General features: G+C 64.7%; 16 protein-coding genes. 7 read left to right on the forward strand and 9 right to left on the reverse strand.

Annotated features, from left to right (window positions below; all coding sequences use genetic code 11):
- Positions 1-133: 133 nt before the first annotated feature.
- From BMI90_RS18825 to BMI90_RS16655, 3 genes are all read right to left on the reverse strand, one after another.
- Positions 134-304 (reverse strand): hypothetical protein, encoded by a 171-nt coding sequence (locus BMI90_RS18825; protein ID WP_168172811.1) that lies wholly within the window; start codon positions 302-304, stop codon positions 134-136.
- 156 nt (positions 305-460) lie between these two features.
- Positions 461-871, reverse strand: coding sequence for a hypothetical protein (locus tag BMI90_RS19015; protein ID WP_246831575.1), 411 nt, complete (start codon positions 869-871; stop codon positions 461-463).
- A gap of 247 nt (positions 872-1,118) precedes the next feature.
- Positions 1,119-1,838 (reverse strand): ParA family protein, encoded by a 720-nt coding sequence (locus tag BMI90_RS16655; RefSeq protein ID WP_078530629.1) that lies wholly within the window; start codon positions 1,836-1,838, stop codon positions 1,119-1,121.
- Between the two features lie 579 nt (positions 1,839-2,417).
- On the opposite strand from BMI90_RS16655, the gene BMI90_RS16660 reads away from it, so the two are divergent.
- The 5 genes from BMI90_RS16660 (at position 2,418) to BMI90_RS16680 (ending at position 9,321) form a co-directional block, all read left to right on the forward strand.
- Complete coding sequence (locus tag BMI90_RS16660; RefSeq protein WP_246831576.1) at positions 2,418-2,990, forward strand: helix-turn-helix domain-containing protein; 573 nt, start codon at positions 2,418-2,420, stop codon at positions 2,988-2,990.
- Entirely contained in the window at positions 2,977-5,328 is a 2,352-nt protein-coding gene (locus BMI90_RS16665; RefSeq protein ID WP_078530631.1) for a relaxase/mobilization nuclease domain-containing protein, read from the forward strand. The genes BMI90_RS16660 and BMI90_RS16665 overlap by 14 nt, the downstream gene beginning before the upstream one ends.
- Positions 5,321-7,303 (forward strand): type IV secretory system conjugative DNA transfer family protein, encoded by a 1,983-nt coding sequence (locus BMI90_RS16670; RefSeq protein ID WP_078530632.1) that lies wholly within the window; start codon positions 5,321-5,323, stop codon positions 7,301-7,303. Before BMI90_RS16665 ends, BMI90_RS16670 begins: the two co-directional genes overlap by 8 nt.
- 183 nt (positions 7,304-7,486) lie before the next feature.
- Positions 7,487-7,798, forward strand: coding sequence for a hypothetical protein (locus BMI90_RS16675; protein ID WP_078530633.1), 312 nt, complete (start codon positions 7,487-7,489; stop codon positions 7,796-7,798).
- Between the two features lie 47 nt (positions 7,799-7,845).
- Positions 7,846-9,321, forward strand: a complete 1,476-nt coding sequence (locus tag BMI90_RS16680; protein ID WP_078530634.1) for a multicopper oxidase domain-containing protein — start codon at positions 7,846-7,848, stop codon at positions 9,319-9,321.
- Positions 9,322-9,372: 51 nt separating this feature from the next.
- Here the strand turns inward: BMI90_RS16680 and BMI90_RS16685 are convergent, their stop codons facing one another.
- From BMI90_RS16685 to BMI90_RS16695, 3 genes are all read right to left on the reverse strand, one after another.
- Positions 9,373-9,807 carry a cytochrome c gene (locus BMI90_RS16685; protein ID WP_078530635.1) on the reverse strand — a complete coding sequence of 145 codons (435 nt, stop codon included), beginning with the start codon at positions 9,805-9,807 and terminating at the stop codon, positions 9,373-9,375.
- Positions 9,808-9,888: 81 nt separating this feature from the next.
- Positions 9,889-10,161: a hypothetical protein gene (locus BMI90_RS16690; RefSeq protein WP_146671327.1), complete on the reverse strand. Its 273-nt coding sequence runs from the start codon at positions 10,159-10,161 to the stop codon at positions 9,889-9,891.
- Positions 10,162-10,380: 219 nt separating this feature from the next.
- The gene (locus BMI90_RS16695) at positions 10,381-10,569 is read right to left on the reverse strand and encodes a heavy-metal-associated domain-containing protein (RefSeq protein ID WP_078530637.1); all 189 of its coding nucleotides are present in this window, start codon (positions 10,567-10,569) and stop codon (positions 10,381-10,383) included.
- A gap of 171 nt (positions 10,570-10,740) precedes the next feature.
- Between BMI90_RS16695 and BMI90_RS16700 the strand changes: the two genes are divergently transcribed.
- On the forward strand, positions 10,741-13,221 hold the full coding sequence (locus BMI90_RS16700) for a heavy metal translocating P-type ATPase (RefSeq protein ID WP_078530638.1): 2,481 nt from the start codon (positions 10,741-10,743) through the stop codon (positions 13,219-13,221).
- A complete protein-coding gene (cueR, locus tag BMI90_RS16705; RefSeq protein ID WP_078530639.1) occupies positions 13,218-13,634 on the forward strand; it encodes a Cu(I)-responsive transcriptional regulator in 417 nt (138 codons plus the stop codon). Before BMI90_RS16700 ends, cueR begins: the two co-directional genes overlap by 4 nt.
- A 172-nt stretch (positions 13,635-13,806) precedes the next feature.
- On the opposite strand, the gene BMI90_RS16710 is transcribed toward cueR, so the two are convergent.
- The 3 genes from BMI90_RS16710 to BMI90_RS16720 are packed head-to-tail and all read right to left on the reverse strand — an operon-like array spanning position 13,807 to position 16,302.
- On the reverse strand, positions 13,807-14,832 hold the full coding sequence (locus BMI90_RS16710; protein WP_078530640.1) for a type IV secretion system protein: 1,026 nt from the start codon (positions 14,830-14,832) through the stop codon (positions 13,807-13,809).
- The gene (locus BMI90_RS16715; protein ID WP_078530641.1) at positions 14,832-15,251 is read right to left on the reverse strand and encodes a hypothetical protein; all 420 of its coding nucleotides are present in this window, start codon (positions 15,249-15,251) and stop codon (positions 14,832-14,834) included. The genes BMI90_RS16710 and BMI90_RS16715 overlap by 1 nt, the downstream gene beginning before the upstream one ends.
- 16 nt (positions 15,252-15,267) lie before the next feature.
- Positions 15,268-16,302, reverse strand: a complete 1,035-nt coding sequence (locus BMI90_RS16720; RefSeq protein WP_078530642.1) for an ATPase, T2SS/T4P/T4SS family — start codon at positions 16,300-16,302, stop codon at positions 15,268-15,270.
- Between the last annotated feature and the right edge of the window lies 1 nt (position 16,303).

Below are 16,303 nucleotides of genomic sequence, written 5' to 3' on the forward strand. Positions count from 1 at the left end.
ATAGAGTCCTTCTCTATAACTCACGATATTGCATATACATGATTTATGGAAGCGCGCTCTATGCATCACGTCCAGCGCTTCAGCTGGGGCGTACAGGCGCAGACCCGGACATGACGCCGCATTTGTGCGCGTGTCAGGCTGCGGCCGAGATGGGTTCGTAGCGCACTTCAGCCTTGGCGGTGTCCAGCCAGGCAGGCTGCAGGTCGCCGTTGTTCCATTGGTAGAGGTAGCCCACCAGCGTGTCGGTTTTCTTGCAGAGGATGCGCATGATCGGTTCGCCTGTGAGGCGGGTTTCAGGGGACATGACGCTCTCCTCTACTCGGACCTCTGCACCAGGAAAAAGGAGGTCGCTCGTTCTGAATGGGGTGTTAAAGATTGGTTTCTGCAACTGCAAGGCGAAGACGTGCCTTCAGGGGAAATGTGATCGGTGGAATTCAAGATATCCTTTTAGACAGGTATGTTACGAGACCTCACCGTCATGCGGCACCGCAGCATGCGCGGCGATTTCGGCCAGGATGGCGTCGATTTCGGCCCAGATACGGGGCTCCAACTGCCCACGGATCAGAGTCCATTTGCTCAGCACGTCGAGCGGGTCGTGGGCGCGCAGTAGGGTGGTCACAGCGCCGGCATCGACAGCCAGCGAGGTTCGTGCACGCCATTCGGTGATCCGCGTCCGCTGCTCCTCGGCGGGAGGGACGAACTCGGACCCGAGCTCCCAGTTCTTGACCGCACGGCGCAGGGCGGCGCGGATGACATGGGCGGGATCGACGCCGCAATCGATCAGGGCCTCCTCCTGCCGTTCTAGCGCATTCACCCGGATGTCGATCTTGCGCGTCGCCGGACTGCGGCGTGGGCGGGTGGGAGATACCATGGCCGCGGATGCTGCACGCCCGGCTGTCTCCGGTCTGGGCTGAGGAGCGGGCGCAGGCTGCGTACTTGGCGGCGAAACAGCATGACTGTCCAAGACCACAGGCTCCACGTTTGCAGCTTCTGGCATCACCTCCGCGAGCCGCACCTCTTCCCTTCCCGGGTCTTCTCCCACCTCTGGCCGCAGGGATGCGGCATAAGCCGGGTCGGGCCGCGTGATTGTCGGAATCTTCTTCCTCACCGCCCCACCCTCACGCCGCGAGGATGTTGTTGAGGATGTCAGTCGCCTCTTCGAGCGCCTCGACCACATGGCGCACATGCGGGCGCATGAGTGGGTTTAGGTCGGCCTGCTTTTGCAGCGCGATGGCGTGGAGCAGGCCTTTCTCGTCCATCTCCTTGTAGACGTTCCGGCGCATCATCACGGTCTCGATCACCGGGAACCGCGCGATCGCCGCCTCGATGAGGGCGGCATCGGCACGCGTGGTCTTGGTGTCGACCATGTTCAGGACCACGTGGTGGCGGGGCAGGCTGTCGGGGTCATCGACGCGGGCGCGGAGCTTCTCGAACCAGTCTGCTGTCTGTGCGCCGACATCGAGATCCGAGGTCGAGAGCATCACCGGCGTCACGATGTGATCGGCCAGAACGGCGATCCCGTCCGACCACTCGGCCCCAACGCCCGCGGTGTCGATGAAGATGAAATCCGCCGAGTCCGCCGCATAGGCCTGCTCGATCCGGCGATCCACAGCCCCTACGCTCTCGACGGTCGCCGAACGCAGGAGCGGCGATCCCAGCCCCGCGGCTTCAGCCCGCTTGTGCCAGGTGCCAAGCACGCCGGTGCTGTCGGTATCGATCAGAAGGACGCGACGCCCGGCGGCAACGGCAGCGCTGATCAGGGCGCGCGAGAGCGTGGTTTTGCCACTCCCCCCTTTCCGGGCCATCGCGGCGATCACCACGAGATTGTCGTTCGGCATGGAGGCGGCCCTCTCGCAAAAATGTTGAAACGCAACAAAGATGTTTCAGCGTCGCTAACCCCCATGTGCGACGGCGTCAAGCAGAAGACAGGATGCGGGTTCCCTCAGGCGGAATGCGGGGCGCATTGTGCGTCGCGCACGGGACGGAAGGCACGCTGCATGGGACACCTGGCGTTCTCCCGTCTGCGCGTTGCGGTCCCCAGATGACGTGCGACATGCGACATGAGCCATTGTCCGCGTCACAGGAAACGCGACGCATCTCGCACTGGACGTGATGCATTCCGCACCACGCACGATGCGGGGAGCAGGGGCCATCTGCCACTCGCCAGAAACCGTGCTGCAGGGCGCGCAAAACGCTGTCCAAAGGACGCGATGCGCGGTGCAGGCAACGCGGGACGCGTTGCATTGAGCGCCTTGCGCGCTGCATTTGCCAAAGGACGTCAAATCGGCCCGCGAGGCCGATTTTCTACATTGAGTACAAGCCCTTGGTGCCTTCTCCGCTTGTGCTGGGAGAAGGCGGGCTTGTACGAAGTTGGCAAGAAATAGGAACGTATACTTCACATGGGACACAGTCGCAGATTGACCGATCAGGAGCGCCGTCAGATCGTCCGGGAACGGGCGAAAGGCGTCTCGGTCAGTGTGATCAGTGCAGCCCTGAAGGTCTCCCCCAAGACGGTCTACAACGTGCTGAGCCGGGGTCGTTCCGCCGTCTCCGCCAACGACAGCCGCACCCGTGTGCTGACCATGCGGATCACTGATCGCGACCTTCGCGGCTTCGATGCAGCCCTTGCGCGGCGTGGGATCGCGCATCGTTCGGACGCCATGCGCTGCCTGATGCTCGCGGCCGACGATCTCCTGCGACCGGATGAAGGCATGACGGATGAGCTAAGATGGTTGAGCGCTGCGCTGAACCGGGTCGGGAACAACGTGAACCAGGTCGCGCGCCGCCTGAACGAGGCGAAGCTTAAGGGCGAGCGGCTGCCCTATACCCCCGCCAGCCATGCTGAGATCCGTGACCTTGCGGTATTCGTCTTCGACATGGCTGACCAGATCCAGGAGATGTTCCGCGCGCGCCGCCGCGAACTGGACCTCGAAGTCACCAAAGCCCTCGCTGGCCTGGTTCGACCGGGAGCGGAGCATGGCACGGAGTGAGGCGCGCGGCGTCGAGCCCGCCCTCTTCGACCGCGACTGGAGCCGCGTCTCAGGCAGTTGGCAGGGGCTGTCGAAGAAGGCGCAGATGGTCCGGGCTGCGCGAGGCTACTCGCCGGCCATCTTCAAGCCGATCTCGAAAGGCGGGTGCCACACGGGCGCGCAACTGAAGGCCCAGCTCACCTACCTCACCACCAAGTCGAGCCGCATCCTCGACAGTCGCGGCACGCATGATGGCAAAAAGACCCTGACCGAGGCCGAGATTGATCGGGTCGTGCGACGCTTCGAGAACCAGTGGGGCGAGCGGCACAGCCCGAAGCTCGGCCATACCTCGCATCTTCTGATGGCGTTTCCCGTGGGCACCAGCGGCGAAGAGGTGCGCGCGATAACCGAGGCGGTGTGCGAGCGGCTCTTTCAAGGTGAGGGGTCGCAATTCGACTATATTGCTGCAATACACCAAGATCGCGCGCATCCACATGCGCATATCGTTCTGAACCGCCGCAGCAAGGATGGCGAAATGTTCTTTCTCGGGAAGGATCACCACTTCAACTACGACGCCTTTCGGGTGGCGATGGTCGAGGCGGCGCAGGTCCACGGGATCCGGCTCGAGGCCACACGGCGTCTTGACCGCGGGGTCACGACCTACCGTGCCGAGATCGACGAGGTCTACAAGGCCCGTGACGAAGGCCGACCGCCCGTCGAGCGCCAGCGCACAGGCGCTGATCTCGCCGCGGCCCTGGAAACGGTGGCGCGCAATGCGCTGACCTATCGGGGGCTGGCGGTCGAGGCATCCCGGTCGAACTTCGATGACGTGGCCGAGGCACTCGATCGGGCCGGCACCATCCTTGCCAGTGGCGGTCAGATCCAATCTGACGGAGCTATCTACATGTCCCAAGACGAAACAGCGTTCGACACGCTGATCACCGAGTTTTCTCAGAACATCCGTCAGATCGAAGCCGCGATCGACCGGGCGCCCGCGGCCGAGAGGCCGGAGATCGAGCGCAAGCTCACTGATGTACTGGCCTCCGTCGCGCATCTGAACCCGCTCGGGGACCGCTCGGCAACGCTGCTCGACGCACCATCGCGAGACGGGGTCTATGCCCGAGCCAACTTGCGCGAGGACCAGCTCGCGCGCCTCGATGATGATGCGGTGAAGGCGCGCCTCAGCGAGGCGCTGCAGGGCACGGGCATCGATCCCGCGGCCGTGGCCGCCCGCATGCGCGAGGGTGCTGGCAATGCCGCGCTCGAACGGCAATGGCTGGCACAGGACCTACGCGCCATCGCCAAGGCGGGCGATCTCGATCTGGAGAAGGGCGCGGACCGCGAGGAAGCGCTCGACCGGCTGGAAGCTGTACATGTCCGACTGGGCGACACCCTTACCGAGGCGCGCATCCTTCGGACCGTCGATGAGGTGGATGAGACCGACGGTGACACGGTTGCCTTGGCGGAACGCGTGACGCTGCCGGAGCGTCCGCGCGCGACAGGCGAGCCCGACATCTTCGCCCCATCCGAGCGCCGGGATTTCCAGGAGCTCATCGCTCAGTTCCGCCGGACGGATTTCGACCATCCCTTCTCGGATGATCCGTCCGTGCGCCGAGCCGGTGCCGTCGAGGTCGAAGAGGCCCGCGCCGCCTTCAACGCCTTCGCGCAACGGTCGTCCGATCATGCCGAACTGGCGTCGATGGCCTGGGACAAGATCACCGACAGCCGCAAGCCACAGGAGTTCGCCGTCGAGGAAAAGGACCGCACCCTCCACGCTGGCGACATGGACCTCGCGCTGCGCGATCCCATGCAGCATCTCGGCCCGATCACGGAAGACGACCGCACCCTCGCGCGCTACCGCGCGGAAATGCCGGACGAGGAGTTCGGGGCGGCGGTGCAAGAGGAAATCAACCGTCTGCGCGCCATGGGCGCATCGCGCGCCTATATCAGCGAGCGGAGCTTCGACATCGAGGATCAAGCGCGGCAGGACTATGCCGAACGGCGTTTCATGGCTGAGACTGCCCCTGATGTGTTGACCTTCCTGCAGCGGGCAGAGGCCGAGGACGTGAAGCCGCTCTCCGAGACCGACGGGCAGCGCCTGATCGAGCAGGTCGACAGAAACCTCACGCCGAACGCGGTGACGGCGCTGCGCGCGGGGCACGCTGATGTGCTGGAGAAGTTCACCGAGCACCCGCTGCGGCAGCTGGAACTCGCCAAAGCCTATCTGGAAAGCAGCGAGGTGACGGCCCACGGCCCTGCCATGGAGCGGGTGCTGGATGCGCTGGCCGAGGAGCAGATCGAGGCGCAGCGCGCCCGGCATACCGCGACCCATGGCGAGAAGGGGATCACCCATGGATAAGGGCAAGATCGCGGGCGGGATCCTGAGCCTTACGTTGGTTGGCCTCGCCATCGGCTATGTCGTGGCCACGGGCTACCTGACCATCCGCTATGGCCTGTCGACGAACGCCTTCGACGTAACCCTGCTTGCGCGCGAGTACCGAGCCCTCGGCACCAGCGCACCGCGGGACTTCCTCTGGGTAAACCTGATCCTCGCGGGCTTCGGCATCGCCGCGCTCATGTTGAGTGTCACGCTTCTCGGCGACGCCCTGACGCGCTTTGGCACGACGCATTGGCAAACCAGGGGCGAGATGAAGCGCAACGGCTTCTTCGCCAAGCCGGGCGGCGGCTTCCTTCTCGGTAAGCTCGGCCCCCCGAAATCGAAGCGCCCCTTCCTCGTCTCGAAGACCTTCCCGCATGCGCTGATCGTGGCGCCCACGGGTCGGGGCAAGGGGGTGGGTTTCGTGATCCCGAACCTGCTCACCTACAAAGGCTCGGCCGTGGTGCTTGACGTGAAGGGCGAAAACTTTCGCGAGACATCACGCTTCCGCGCCAGCATGGGCGACAAGGTCTTTCGGTTCGCGCCGACCGACTGGGACCGGCCCACCCATCGCTACAACCCGCTGGCGCGCATCGCCGCGATGACCAATCCAGATCGGCAACAGATGGAGCTGAAGCTCACCGCCAAGCTCTTCCTGCAGACCGACAATGAAAAACTGAGCGGGCTTCTGGCAGGCGGCATCGACCTCTTCGTGGCGGCCGGCCTTCTGGCCTTCGAGCGCGGCGTGCCGACCATCGGTGAGATCTATCGGATCACCGCCTCCGGCGGCGACAAACAGAAGGAATATCTCAAGCGCGCGCTTGAGGTGAAGAACACCTCGGCCAAGCTGATCTTCGAGCGCATGGCCTCGACCAACAACGACACCCTGACCTCCTACCTGTCGCTCCTGATGACCTCGGGTCTCGACACCTGGGACAACCGTGCGATCGACGCGGCCACCGCAACCTCGGACTTCTCCTTCCGCGATATCAGACGCCGCCCCCACGCGATCTATCTTGTGGTCGAGTCCGAGATGATCCGCCCGCTGGCCCCGCTGATCCGGCTCTTCTTCTCCGACCTGATCGCCTCGCTGCAGGCGCAGGAGCCGGGGGACGACGAGCCTTGGCCCGTGATGATCATGCTCGATGAATTCGACCGGCTCGGGAAAATGCCGATCGTCGCCGAAAGCATCAAGACGCTGCGATCCTTCGGCGGAAACCTCGCCATCGTCACCCAGACCATCCCGGCGCTGGATGAGATCTATGGCGAAAACACCCGCCGCTCGTTGCAGGGTGGCGCAGGTGTGAAACTCTACCTCACGCCGTCCGAGCAGAAGACGATCGAGGAACTGAGCCAGGCTGTGGGCAAGACCACCAAGCGCGTAGTAACGCGGTCCCGTGCGGTCGGGCGCAACCCGTTCGAGGGACGCAGCGTCTCCGAGCGGACAGAGGACACGCCGCTCCTCACCGAAGACCAGGCCCGTCGCATGGACCTCGACGAGGTGATCCTCGTGATCGACGCGCAGATGCCGATCCGGGCGCGGCGGATCAAGTATTTTGAGGACCCGGTGTTGAAGACGCTGCACGCGGGTCAGGCGGGGAGTTTCCCGTATCCGGATGAAGACGGGCTGCGGCGCGATCGGCAAATGACCGAGACGCGCGAGACAGTGGAGAAGCTGAAGCAGGAACTGCAGGCGGTGCGGGCGGCTGCAGGGGCACAGGGGTCTGGGACTGCGTCCTCGTCGATGACCGTTGAGCTACCTGCAACGGAGACGCAGGATCCGCAGCCAGCGCCAATAGGTCGGGCGCGCGGCCGAGCAGCACGCGCTGCGGCGGGTGGCGGTGGGTCCGGTCAATTGTCGTTCGATCTGGTTGGTCTGGGGCTCAAGGAGGCAGACAGGACCCAACTTGCGGCGGCTGTGCAGACGACTCGGGCCATCATCGCGGAGTTTACGTGATCGGCCCTCTGCGGACGTTCAGGCTAGTCGCCGCACCTTTGTTTTGCGTCCCTGACGCGGTCATTCGGGTGCTGCGTGGAGGCGGAGCAATTTCCACTGACGTTGGACGTTCCCAAACTCCCCTGATTTCCGATGACGCAAATTTCACCTGACGGGTCTGTGCGGTTGCGATAGGCTTTTGGCATGTCGCTCCTTGCTACCCTTCTGCGTGCCCTGATGATCGTCGCTTTCGCGATCGGGGTCGGCTCGCCCGCCGCTGCGCTCAACGCTCCGGCCGGGCCCGCCGTCATGCCCAGCCACGCCGCCTGCGCAGTCGGGCAACCGATGCCGCAAGATGAGCTGTGCCGCGCGCATTGCCTTGGGGTGAGTGTCTTGCCAACGATCGTGGCGCCGCCCCCCCATGTCGCGCGTGCCATTGCGCTGCCCGTTGCACGGCTTGCTGAAACGGCCCCCTCGCTCTGGCCGCTTCCCGAGCCGCATCCTCCACGCCTCTGAACCCCGAACAGCCCGGCCTCAAGTCCAACCTCGTTCTGGAGTTCATCATGACCCAATTTTCCCGCCGCGGCTTTTTGGCCGCTTCCGCCGCGACTGCGGCCTCTCTGATCGTGCCTGCGCGCGCCCGCGCGGACTCTGGCGCGATGGCGCTGAGCGCCACCACCCGTGTGATCGAGGTGAATGGCCGCGCCGCCACCGTGCTGGGCCTCGCCAATGCGCAGGGCGGCTTTGGCCTGACGCTCGAGCCCGGCCAGCGATTCCGCACCGATCTGACCAATAGTCTGGATTTCGAGACCATCGTGCATTGGCACGGCCAGATCCCGCCCAATGCTCAGGATGGCGTGCCCAATACCAACCCGACGCTGAAGCCGGGCGAAACCCGCGCCTATGACTTCGCCCCGCGCCCCGGCACCTTCTGGATGCACAGCCACATCCCCGAGCAGGAGATCGGCCTGCTCGCCGCGCCGCTCATCGTGCGCAGCAAAGAGGATGCCGCGACCGACCGGCAGGAAGTGGTGATGTTCCTGCACGATTTCGCCTTCCGCAGCCCGCAGGAAGTGCTGGCCGAGGTGAGCGGCAGCACCGCGATGGATCACTCCACGATGGACCATTCCGCCCCGCCCCGCGGCGGGATGGAAGACATGCCCGGCATGGGCGGCATGGGCCAGATGCCGGGCATGATGGGCATGATGGGCGGCAGCATGGCGATGGATCTGAACGATTTCGATTTCGATGCCTATCTCGCCAATGACCGGACCCTCGACGATCCCGATGTGATCGCGGTCGAGCGCGGCGGGCGCGTGCGGCTGCGCGTGATCAACGGCGCTTCGATGACGGCCTTCTGGATCGACCTCGGCACGGTTGCCGGGCGCCTCGTCGCGGTGGATGGCGAGCCGGTGGTGCCTCTGGTCGGTATGCGCTTTTCGGCGGCTCCGGCGCAGCGGCTCGATATCGAGATCGACCTGCCCGCAGATGGTATCGCGCTGCCGGTTCTGGCGCTGCGCGAAGGCGCGCGCGAGCGCACCGGGATCATCCTCGCGCCGAAGGGGGCCGAGGTGCCGAAGCTCGCGAGCCTCTCCGAGGTCGATCACCCGCCGGTCTCGGGCGACATGACACAGGAACTGGCGCTGCGCGCGGTCTCGCCCCTCGCCGAACGCCCCGTGCAGAACGGCCAGATGGTGATGCTGAGCGGGTCGATGCAGCCCTATCTCTGGACGATCAATGGCAGGGTCTGGGAGAACCGCATTCCCGTCGCGGCGAAAAGCGGCGAGCGGGTCGAGCTTATGTTCCACAACATGTCGATGATGGCGCATCCGATGCACCTGCATGGTCATGTGTTTCAGGTGGTCGAGGTCAATGGCACAAGGTTCTCCGGCGCGATGCGCGACACCGTGCATGTGCCGGCCATGGGCAGCGTGACGGTGGCCTTCGACGCGGGCGAGGCGGCGCCGTGGATGCTGCACTGCCACCAGATGGGGCATCTGGCGACCGGAATGATGACCGAGCTTGCGGTCTCGGCCTGATCGGCGGCCGGGGGGGCGGAAAAGCCGCCCCCTTGCCACCTCGACACGAGGTTATTCGATCCCGTTCGCGCGCTGCAGCTCGCGGACATAGGCGATGATGTTTCCCACATCCGCGCGCGTCAGCCCCTCTTGCGGCGGCATGTCGCCAAAGGGCCAGTGATGCGCGCGCACGCCCTGCACCACCGCCATCTGGAAGGCCATGTCACCATGGTGCCCCGGCTGATAGATCGGATGAACAAAGGGCGGCCCCATGCCGACGCGCCCGGTGGCATTCTCGCCGTGGCAGGACGCACAGACGGCATTGAAGGCCCGCTCGCCCATCTGCGCCTGCGGCGAGAAGGTGTCGGGCAGGGTGACCGATACGATCGGTGCGCCTTTGGGGGCGTTCACCGGACGGGTCTCGCTTTGCCCGGGCGTCCCGAGCGACAGGACGGCGAAGGCCCCAAGGGCAAGGGCCCCGAGGGAAAAAATCAGACTGCGTTTCATCTTGAACTCATGCTGTGACGGGCGTGCCGATGGGCATGCCCCTTGTGAAAGACCTGTCCCGTTGCGGGACGGCGGCAGGGGTCACAGGCGAGGAGGCGGAGGCTCGGGCACCAGCGCACGCTGCGCCAGCCCCCGGGACAAGGCCGGATGAAGGGGCAGATCGCGCGGCAGAAGGTCGGAAATGGGGGCCATAGCGAGGACCGAAATCGCAACGCCGCAGCCCGCCATGGCCCCGCAGGCGGTGCCCATCGTCGGACAGGTGTGCTGGGCATCATTGTGCCGTGTCTGGTCACAGCTGGGGCACCGGGCCGGGGCGGGCATCGCCCCATGCGCTTCGTGCTGCAGAATCTGCATCTGCGTCTCATGCGTCGCCGCCCCCGATGCCTGCGGCATCAAAAGGAACGCAGCGCCCAGAAACAGGCAGATGATCAGCCCCAGTCTTTGCAACACGGCCTCGATTTGCTGCGTTAGCCCCGTCGATCAAATGATCGACGGAGCGAGCATTGCTCAGGCATCCCAGTCGCGAACATGATAATTGTCAAACGAGGCTTGGCGGCACTGCGGGGCATCGGCTCAGGCGGGCGCGAAGCCGGCAGCCGTCAGCGCGGCGGCCAGCGCCTCGCGCGGGGCGTTGGTCTTGACCTCGACCAAGCGCGCGGGTGGATCGGCCTGAACCTCGGCTGCCGGATCGACCGACTGGATCGCCTTGGTCACGCCACGCGCGCAACCGCCGCAGGTCATCGTTTCAATGTGAAATTGCATGGTGCCCTCCTTTTCAGGACTTCGGATCATGCCATGACAAATAGGGCTTCCCATTATGGCAAGGTCAAGCCCCCGCTCCGCGATCACAGAAAATTCTGCCCTACCCTTGACCTTGCCATGATTGGAACCCCTATCTGAAAAAGCGGACCGAATTCATCGAAGGTTGCCGCCATGACGAAACCTGCTTCTTTTCAAGATGTTCACAGCGAAAAGGTCACACTCGACATCGAGGGGATGACCTGTGCCTCCTGCGTGTTGCGCGTGGAGAAGGCGCTGACGGCCGCGCCCGGGGTCGAAACGGCATCCGTCAATCTGGCGACCGAGCGGGCCGAGGTGACCGGCCACGGGGTCGACCGCGCGGCGCTCATCAAGGCGGTCGAGGCGGTGGGCTACGATGTGCGCGGGCAGTCGATCGAGCTCGAGGTCGAGGGGATGACCTGCACCTCTTGCGTGGGCCGGGTCGAGCGTGCGCTGAGCGCCGTGCCCGGTGTCCGCGCGGCCAGCGTCAATCTGGCGACCGAGCGCGCGCAGGTCACCGGCACGGCGGATGCACAGGCGCTGATCCGCGCGGTCGAGGCTGTCGGCTATGACGCGCGCCTTGCCGCCGCGGGCGGGGCCGCGAGCAGCGCCACCGCCGCGCGCAAGGCCGAGGAAGAGGCAGGGCTGAAGCGCAAGCTGATCCTGGCCGCGGTGCTGACCCTGCCGGTCTTTGTCATCGAGATGGGCGCGCACCTCTTCCCGCCGTTCCATGCGCTGGTGATGGTGGTGCTTGGACAGCAGGCAAGCTGGCTGTTGCAGGCGGCGCTGACCACGGCGGTGATGATCGGGCCGGGTCGGGAATTCTATCGCAAGGGCGTGCCCGTGCTCGCGAAGGGCGCGCCCGACATGAACAGCCTCGTCGCGGTGGGCACGCTGGCGGCATGGGGCTATTCGCTGGTGGCGACCTTCGCGCCCGGCCTGCTGCCGCCCGGCACGGTGAACGTCTATTACGAGGCCGCCGCTGTCATCGTCACGCTGATCCTGTTCGGCCGCTGGATGGAGGCGCGCGCCAAGGGCCGCACTTCGCAGGCGATCCAGCGCCTTGTCGGCCTGCAACCGCGCATCGCGCGGGTGCGGCGCGACGGCGCGGTGCAAGAGATCGACGTCAGCACCCTGCGCCCGGGCGATCTGATCGAGCTGCGCCCCGGCGAGCGCGTGCCCACCGATGGCACCGTGACCGAGGGCACGAGCTGGGTCGATGAAAGCATGATCACCGGCGAGCCGCTGCCGGTCGAAAAGACCGCAGGCAGCCCGGTCACCGGGGGCACGGTGAACCAGACCGGCGCGCTGAGCTTCCACGCGACAGCCGTGGGACAGGCGACAATGCTGGCGCAGATCATCCGCATGGTCGAAGAGGCCCAAGGCGGCAAGCTGCCGATTCAGGGGCTGGTTGACCGCGTCACGCTGTGGTTCGTGCCCGCCGTGATGGGGCTGGCGACGCTGACCTTCCTTGCCTGGCTGATCTTTGGCCCCAGCCCGGCGCTGAGCTTTGCGCTGGTCAATGGCGTTGCGGTGCTGATCATCGCCTGCCCCTGCGCGATGGGGCTGGCCACACCGACCTCGATCATGGTCGGCACCGGGCGCGGCGCCGATCTGGGCATCGTGTTCCGGCGCGGCGATGCGCTTCAAAGCCTGCAGGAGGTGCGCGTGGTCGCGCTCGACAAGACCGGCACGCTGACCGAGGGCAAGCCCCGCCTGACCGATCTGACCCTCGCATCGGGGTTTGACCGGGCCCGCGTTCTGGCCGCAGTCGCGGCGGTCGAGGCGAAATCCGAACACCCGATTGCCCGTGCATTGGTGCAGGCGGCAGAGGCCGAAGGGCTCACCCCGCCGCCGATCCGCGACTTCGCCTCGCACACCGGGCTGGGCGTTTCGGCGCAAAGCGACGCGGGGCGGATTGCGGTTGGCGCAGATCGGTTCATGGCCAGCCTCGGGCTCGAGACCGGTGCGCTTGCGGCCGCAGCGCAGGCGCTGGCCGAGGCGGGCAAGACCCCGCTTTATGCGGCACTTGGCGAGCGGGTCGCGGCGGTGCTGGCGGTCGCCGACCCGATCAAGGAAACCACGCCGCAGGCCATCGCCGCGCTGCACGCGCTTGGCCTGAAGGTGGCGATGATCACCGGCGACAATGCCCGCACGGCGCAGGCGATCGCGCGGCAGTTGGGCATCGACGAGGTCGTGGCCGAGGTGCTGCCGGCTGGCAAGGTGCAGGCGGTCGAGCGGCTGAAAGCCTCGGGCAAGCTGGCCTTCGTGGGCGACGGGATCAACGACGCTCCGGCGCTGGCTGCGGCGGATGTGGGCATTGCGGTCGGCACCGGCACCGATATTGCGATCGAGGCCGCCGATGTGGTGTTGATGTCAGGGCGACTGACGGTGGTGCCCGATGCAATCGCGCTGTCGCGCGCGACGATGGCCAATATCCGGCAAAACCTGTTCTGGGCCTTTGCTTACAACGCCGCGCTTATCCCGCTGGCGGCGGGCGCGCTCTGGCCTGCCTTTGGCATTCTGCTGTCGCCGGTCTTTGCGGCAGGGGCGATGGCGATGTCCTCGGTTTTCGTGCTGGGCAATGCTCTGCGGCTGAAGCGGTTTGCCCCGATGAAAGGAGTGCGATCATGAACATCGGCGAAGCGGCCAAGGCCTCGGGCGTCTCGGCCAAGATGATCCGCTATTATGAATCGATCGGGCTGATTCCGGCGGCGGCACGCACCGAGGCAGGGTATCGCAGTTATGGCACGCGCGAGGTGCAGATCCTGCGCTTCGTGCGCCGTGCCCGCGATCTGGGCTTTCCGGTGGCGACGATCGAAGAGCTTCTGGCGCTGTGGCACGATCAGACCCGGCACAGCGGCGATGTGAAGCGGCTTGCGCTGGAACATGTGGGCGCGCTGGAGCGCAAGATCGCCGAGATGCAGGCGATGGCCGACACGCTGCGCCACCTCGCCAGCGCCTGCTGCGGCGACAACCGCCCCGACTGCCCGATACTCGAAGATCTGGGAGGACCAGCCAGCCCTCGGACATGCGAGACGCGATGACCGAGCGGGTGCGACACGGGCGCGGTTGGTCACGCAACCTGTGGTCATAAATACGCACCGCAGCGAACGGCCGCTTTGGCCAATTACCGCGGACGGCAAGCTGCACCGGCGCAAGGCCGCTTCCCGCCCTTCGCATCAACGAGAAGGCATCATGGCGGCGGCGCATTAGGTTTCACCGACCCAACCGCTTCGCTCTCTCAGCCATCCTGACCACCTGCGCGCTTGCCGTAGCTGCAGCACTCCGCACAGCGGCGGGTCCCTGCATTGTCCCCCGCCCAATCACTTCACCTGTCGTGAGCGCGCCAATCCGCGCCCTGCCCTTCACGCCGTCGGTATTGAGGATCCCCCTCATGATCCCGGCCGAGCCAGAGACCACAGCTGGTGCCGCGGCAACCATCAGGTTTCCAGAGATCCCCCGCACGATCAGGGGTGTTGCCGCAACGAAGCCCTTGGCCAGGAACACCATCACGAAGAACGGCACCAGCGAGCCGATGTTTGTGGCTGAGTTCGGGTCGCCGAGCTGGGCCAAGAGCGAATTCGCCATTCCGACGACGGTCGAGAACATGGCGGCGATGACGATGGGGTAGAAGGCGTAGCTGATCGTCGTCGAGACCCATCTGTGGAAGAAATCCTTGGTCGCGTCGAAGAGCGACAGTGCGATCATGATCGGAGCAAGGCCGAGCATGAGGGTCAGCATCATCTTGGCGAATATGAGGACGATGCCGGTCATGAAGCCAAGGAGGCTCAAAAGAACAAGCCCGATGCCGCCTAGGATCGCGCCCGTCATCCAGTTCAGGTTGCTGCCGATAGCGTTAAGGTATTGGCTGAACTCTGTAATCAGTCGGTCGAATTCGGCTGCGAAATAGGTAGCGCCCGCCCCGCCGCCCCCGACTGATGAAATCAGTGCGCCCGCCACATAGTCGAGCCCACCAATGACTGCATTTGCGACAGCGTTGAAGTTGGCCCAGTTGAAGGCGAAGAGCCCTATCAGCATCAGCTTGATCAGGTACCAGAAGAAACTTGCCCCATCCATGCTGCGGAACTGGAAGGCCATGTTGATGCAGACGCCGATCAGCGAAAGCGTGACCATCAGCAGGACGATCGTGCCGGTATTGCTTGCCACGGCCCCGAACTGGGACTCAGCCGCATCGACAAGGAACGCGTCTGCCGTTTCGACCATCCAGCTGACGACGCTCATTACCAGTTGCCTTGTGCTTCACAGAGGTCCTGTACTGCGTGGCGCAGATCATTGCGCTGCTGCCTGATGTTGCGCTGCGCTGTTGTGTGTTCTGCAGCTGAGGCCATGAGGTACCTTTCGTTGAATTCTATCGCGGCACTTTCCCAGGATGGGAAGCGGATACCGCAGTTGCAGCTACTTGTCTCGACGATCTGTTCCCACGCTCGCAGTTCGTAAAGGTCCATCAGCGTCAGCGCCTTGTAAGCTTCACGCGGATTGACTTCGTCCATCCAGGTCGGGCGCGCCGGGCGATCGTTGCAGATCCGGTATTGCTGGGGCGACATATTGATCGTGAGATCGTTTGAGACCTGAGGCGAAGTCTGCGCCACAAGTGGGCCCGTAAGGGCGGCAAGCATGACTGCGAGGATTGGTTTTCGCATCTGGGGGGGTCCTTTTTTACTCAGCGGCCACGGAGGGGCTCTTGTTGCCTCTGCCGTCGACCATGTCGAGGTTCAAATCTGTGGTTTGACCCGGGAGAAAGAACTCGGTGATTCCGCGCGCGCCTTCATGGCGGCCTGCCTGAATGATCACGTCGATCGAGCCCTCAATATAATCGATCATGTCGGCATAGGTCATCGGCACATCGGTTTTCAGGGCGGCGATGGCGAGGCGGCGAACAGCAAGTTGTGGAGTCTCGGCATGGAGCGTAGTCAGCGATCCACCGTGGCCGGTATTGATTGCCTCGAGAAACGTCATCGCCTCGCGCCCGCGGACTTCGCCCAGGACGATCCGGTCGGGTCGCATGCGAAGCGTTGAGGCCAATAGCACATCGGCACTGCGGGCATCCGTGTCCCGGTCCGCGATCAATGTCACGGCATTGGGCTGCTCGGGGCGTAGCTCGGCCGCCTCCTCGATGGTGATGATCCGCTCTTCGGGCGGGATCAGTGAAAGGATCTTGCGCGCCGCGACCGTCTTGCCGGTCGATGTACCGCCCGAGACGATCATGTTGAGCTTGTTCTCGACGCAAAACCGCAGCGCGGCGTCGATGTCGCCGGACCTCACCACATCGCGCAGCGCGCCGTTCCGTTTCTGGCGCAGACCCTCAAGGCTGCGTTCCTTGCCGAAAAGGAATCCGAGTTTGATCTTCTCAAGCGGCTGGGAGGAAAAAAACCTAAGAGAAATCGAGAAACCGCCCTCGACTGCCGGCGGCTGGATCACCTGCGCACGGATCGGGCGATCTCGATACAGGATCGAGACAGAGACGATGGGCTTCTTGGTGCTGAGCGTGGTCGAGGCTGCTGAGGCGATCTGGTTGCCGAGGTCCTTAATCTCGGTTGGGCTCAGCGGGCTGCCGAGACCTCGCATGAAGTGGTCGCCCTGGAATTCGCCCCAGACTTGTCCGTCGGGATTGATGCAGATCTCGATCGTGTCGTCGCGCAGGACCTCGGGGCCGAAACGGTCGAGCGACGCTTCCAGATAACTTGCAGCCATG

It is taken from the genome of Thioclava sp. L04-15 (assembly GCF_002020275.1).
In the GTDB taxonomy this organism is placed as follows: Bacteria; Pseudomonadota; Alphaproteobacteria; order Rhodobacterales; family Rhodobacteraceae; genus Thioclava; species Thioclava marina.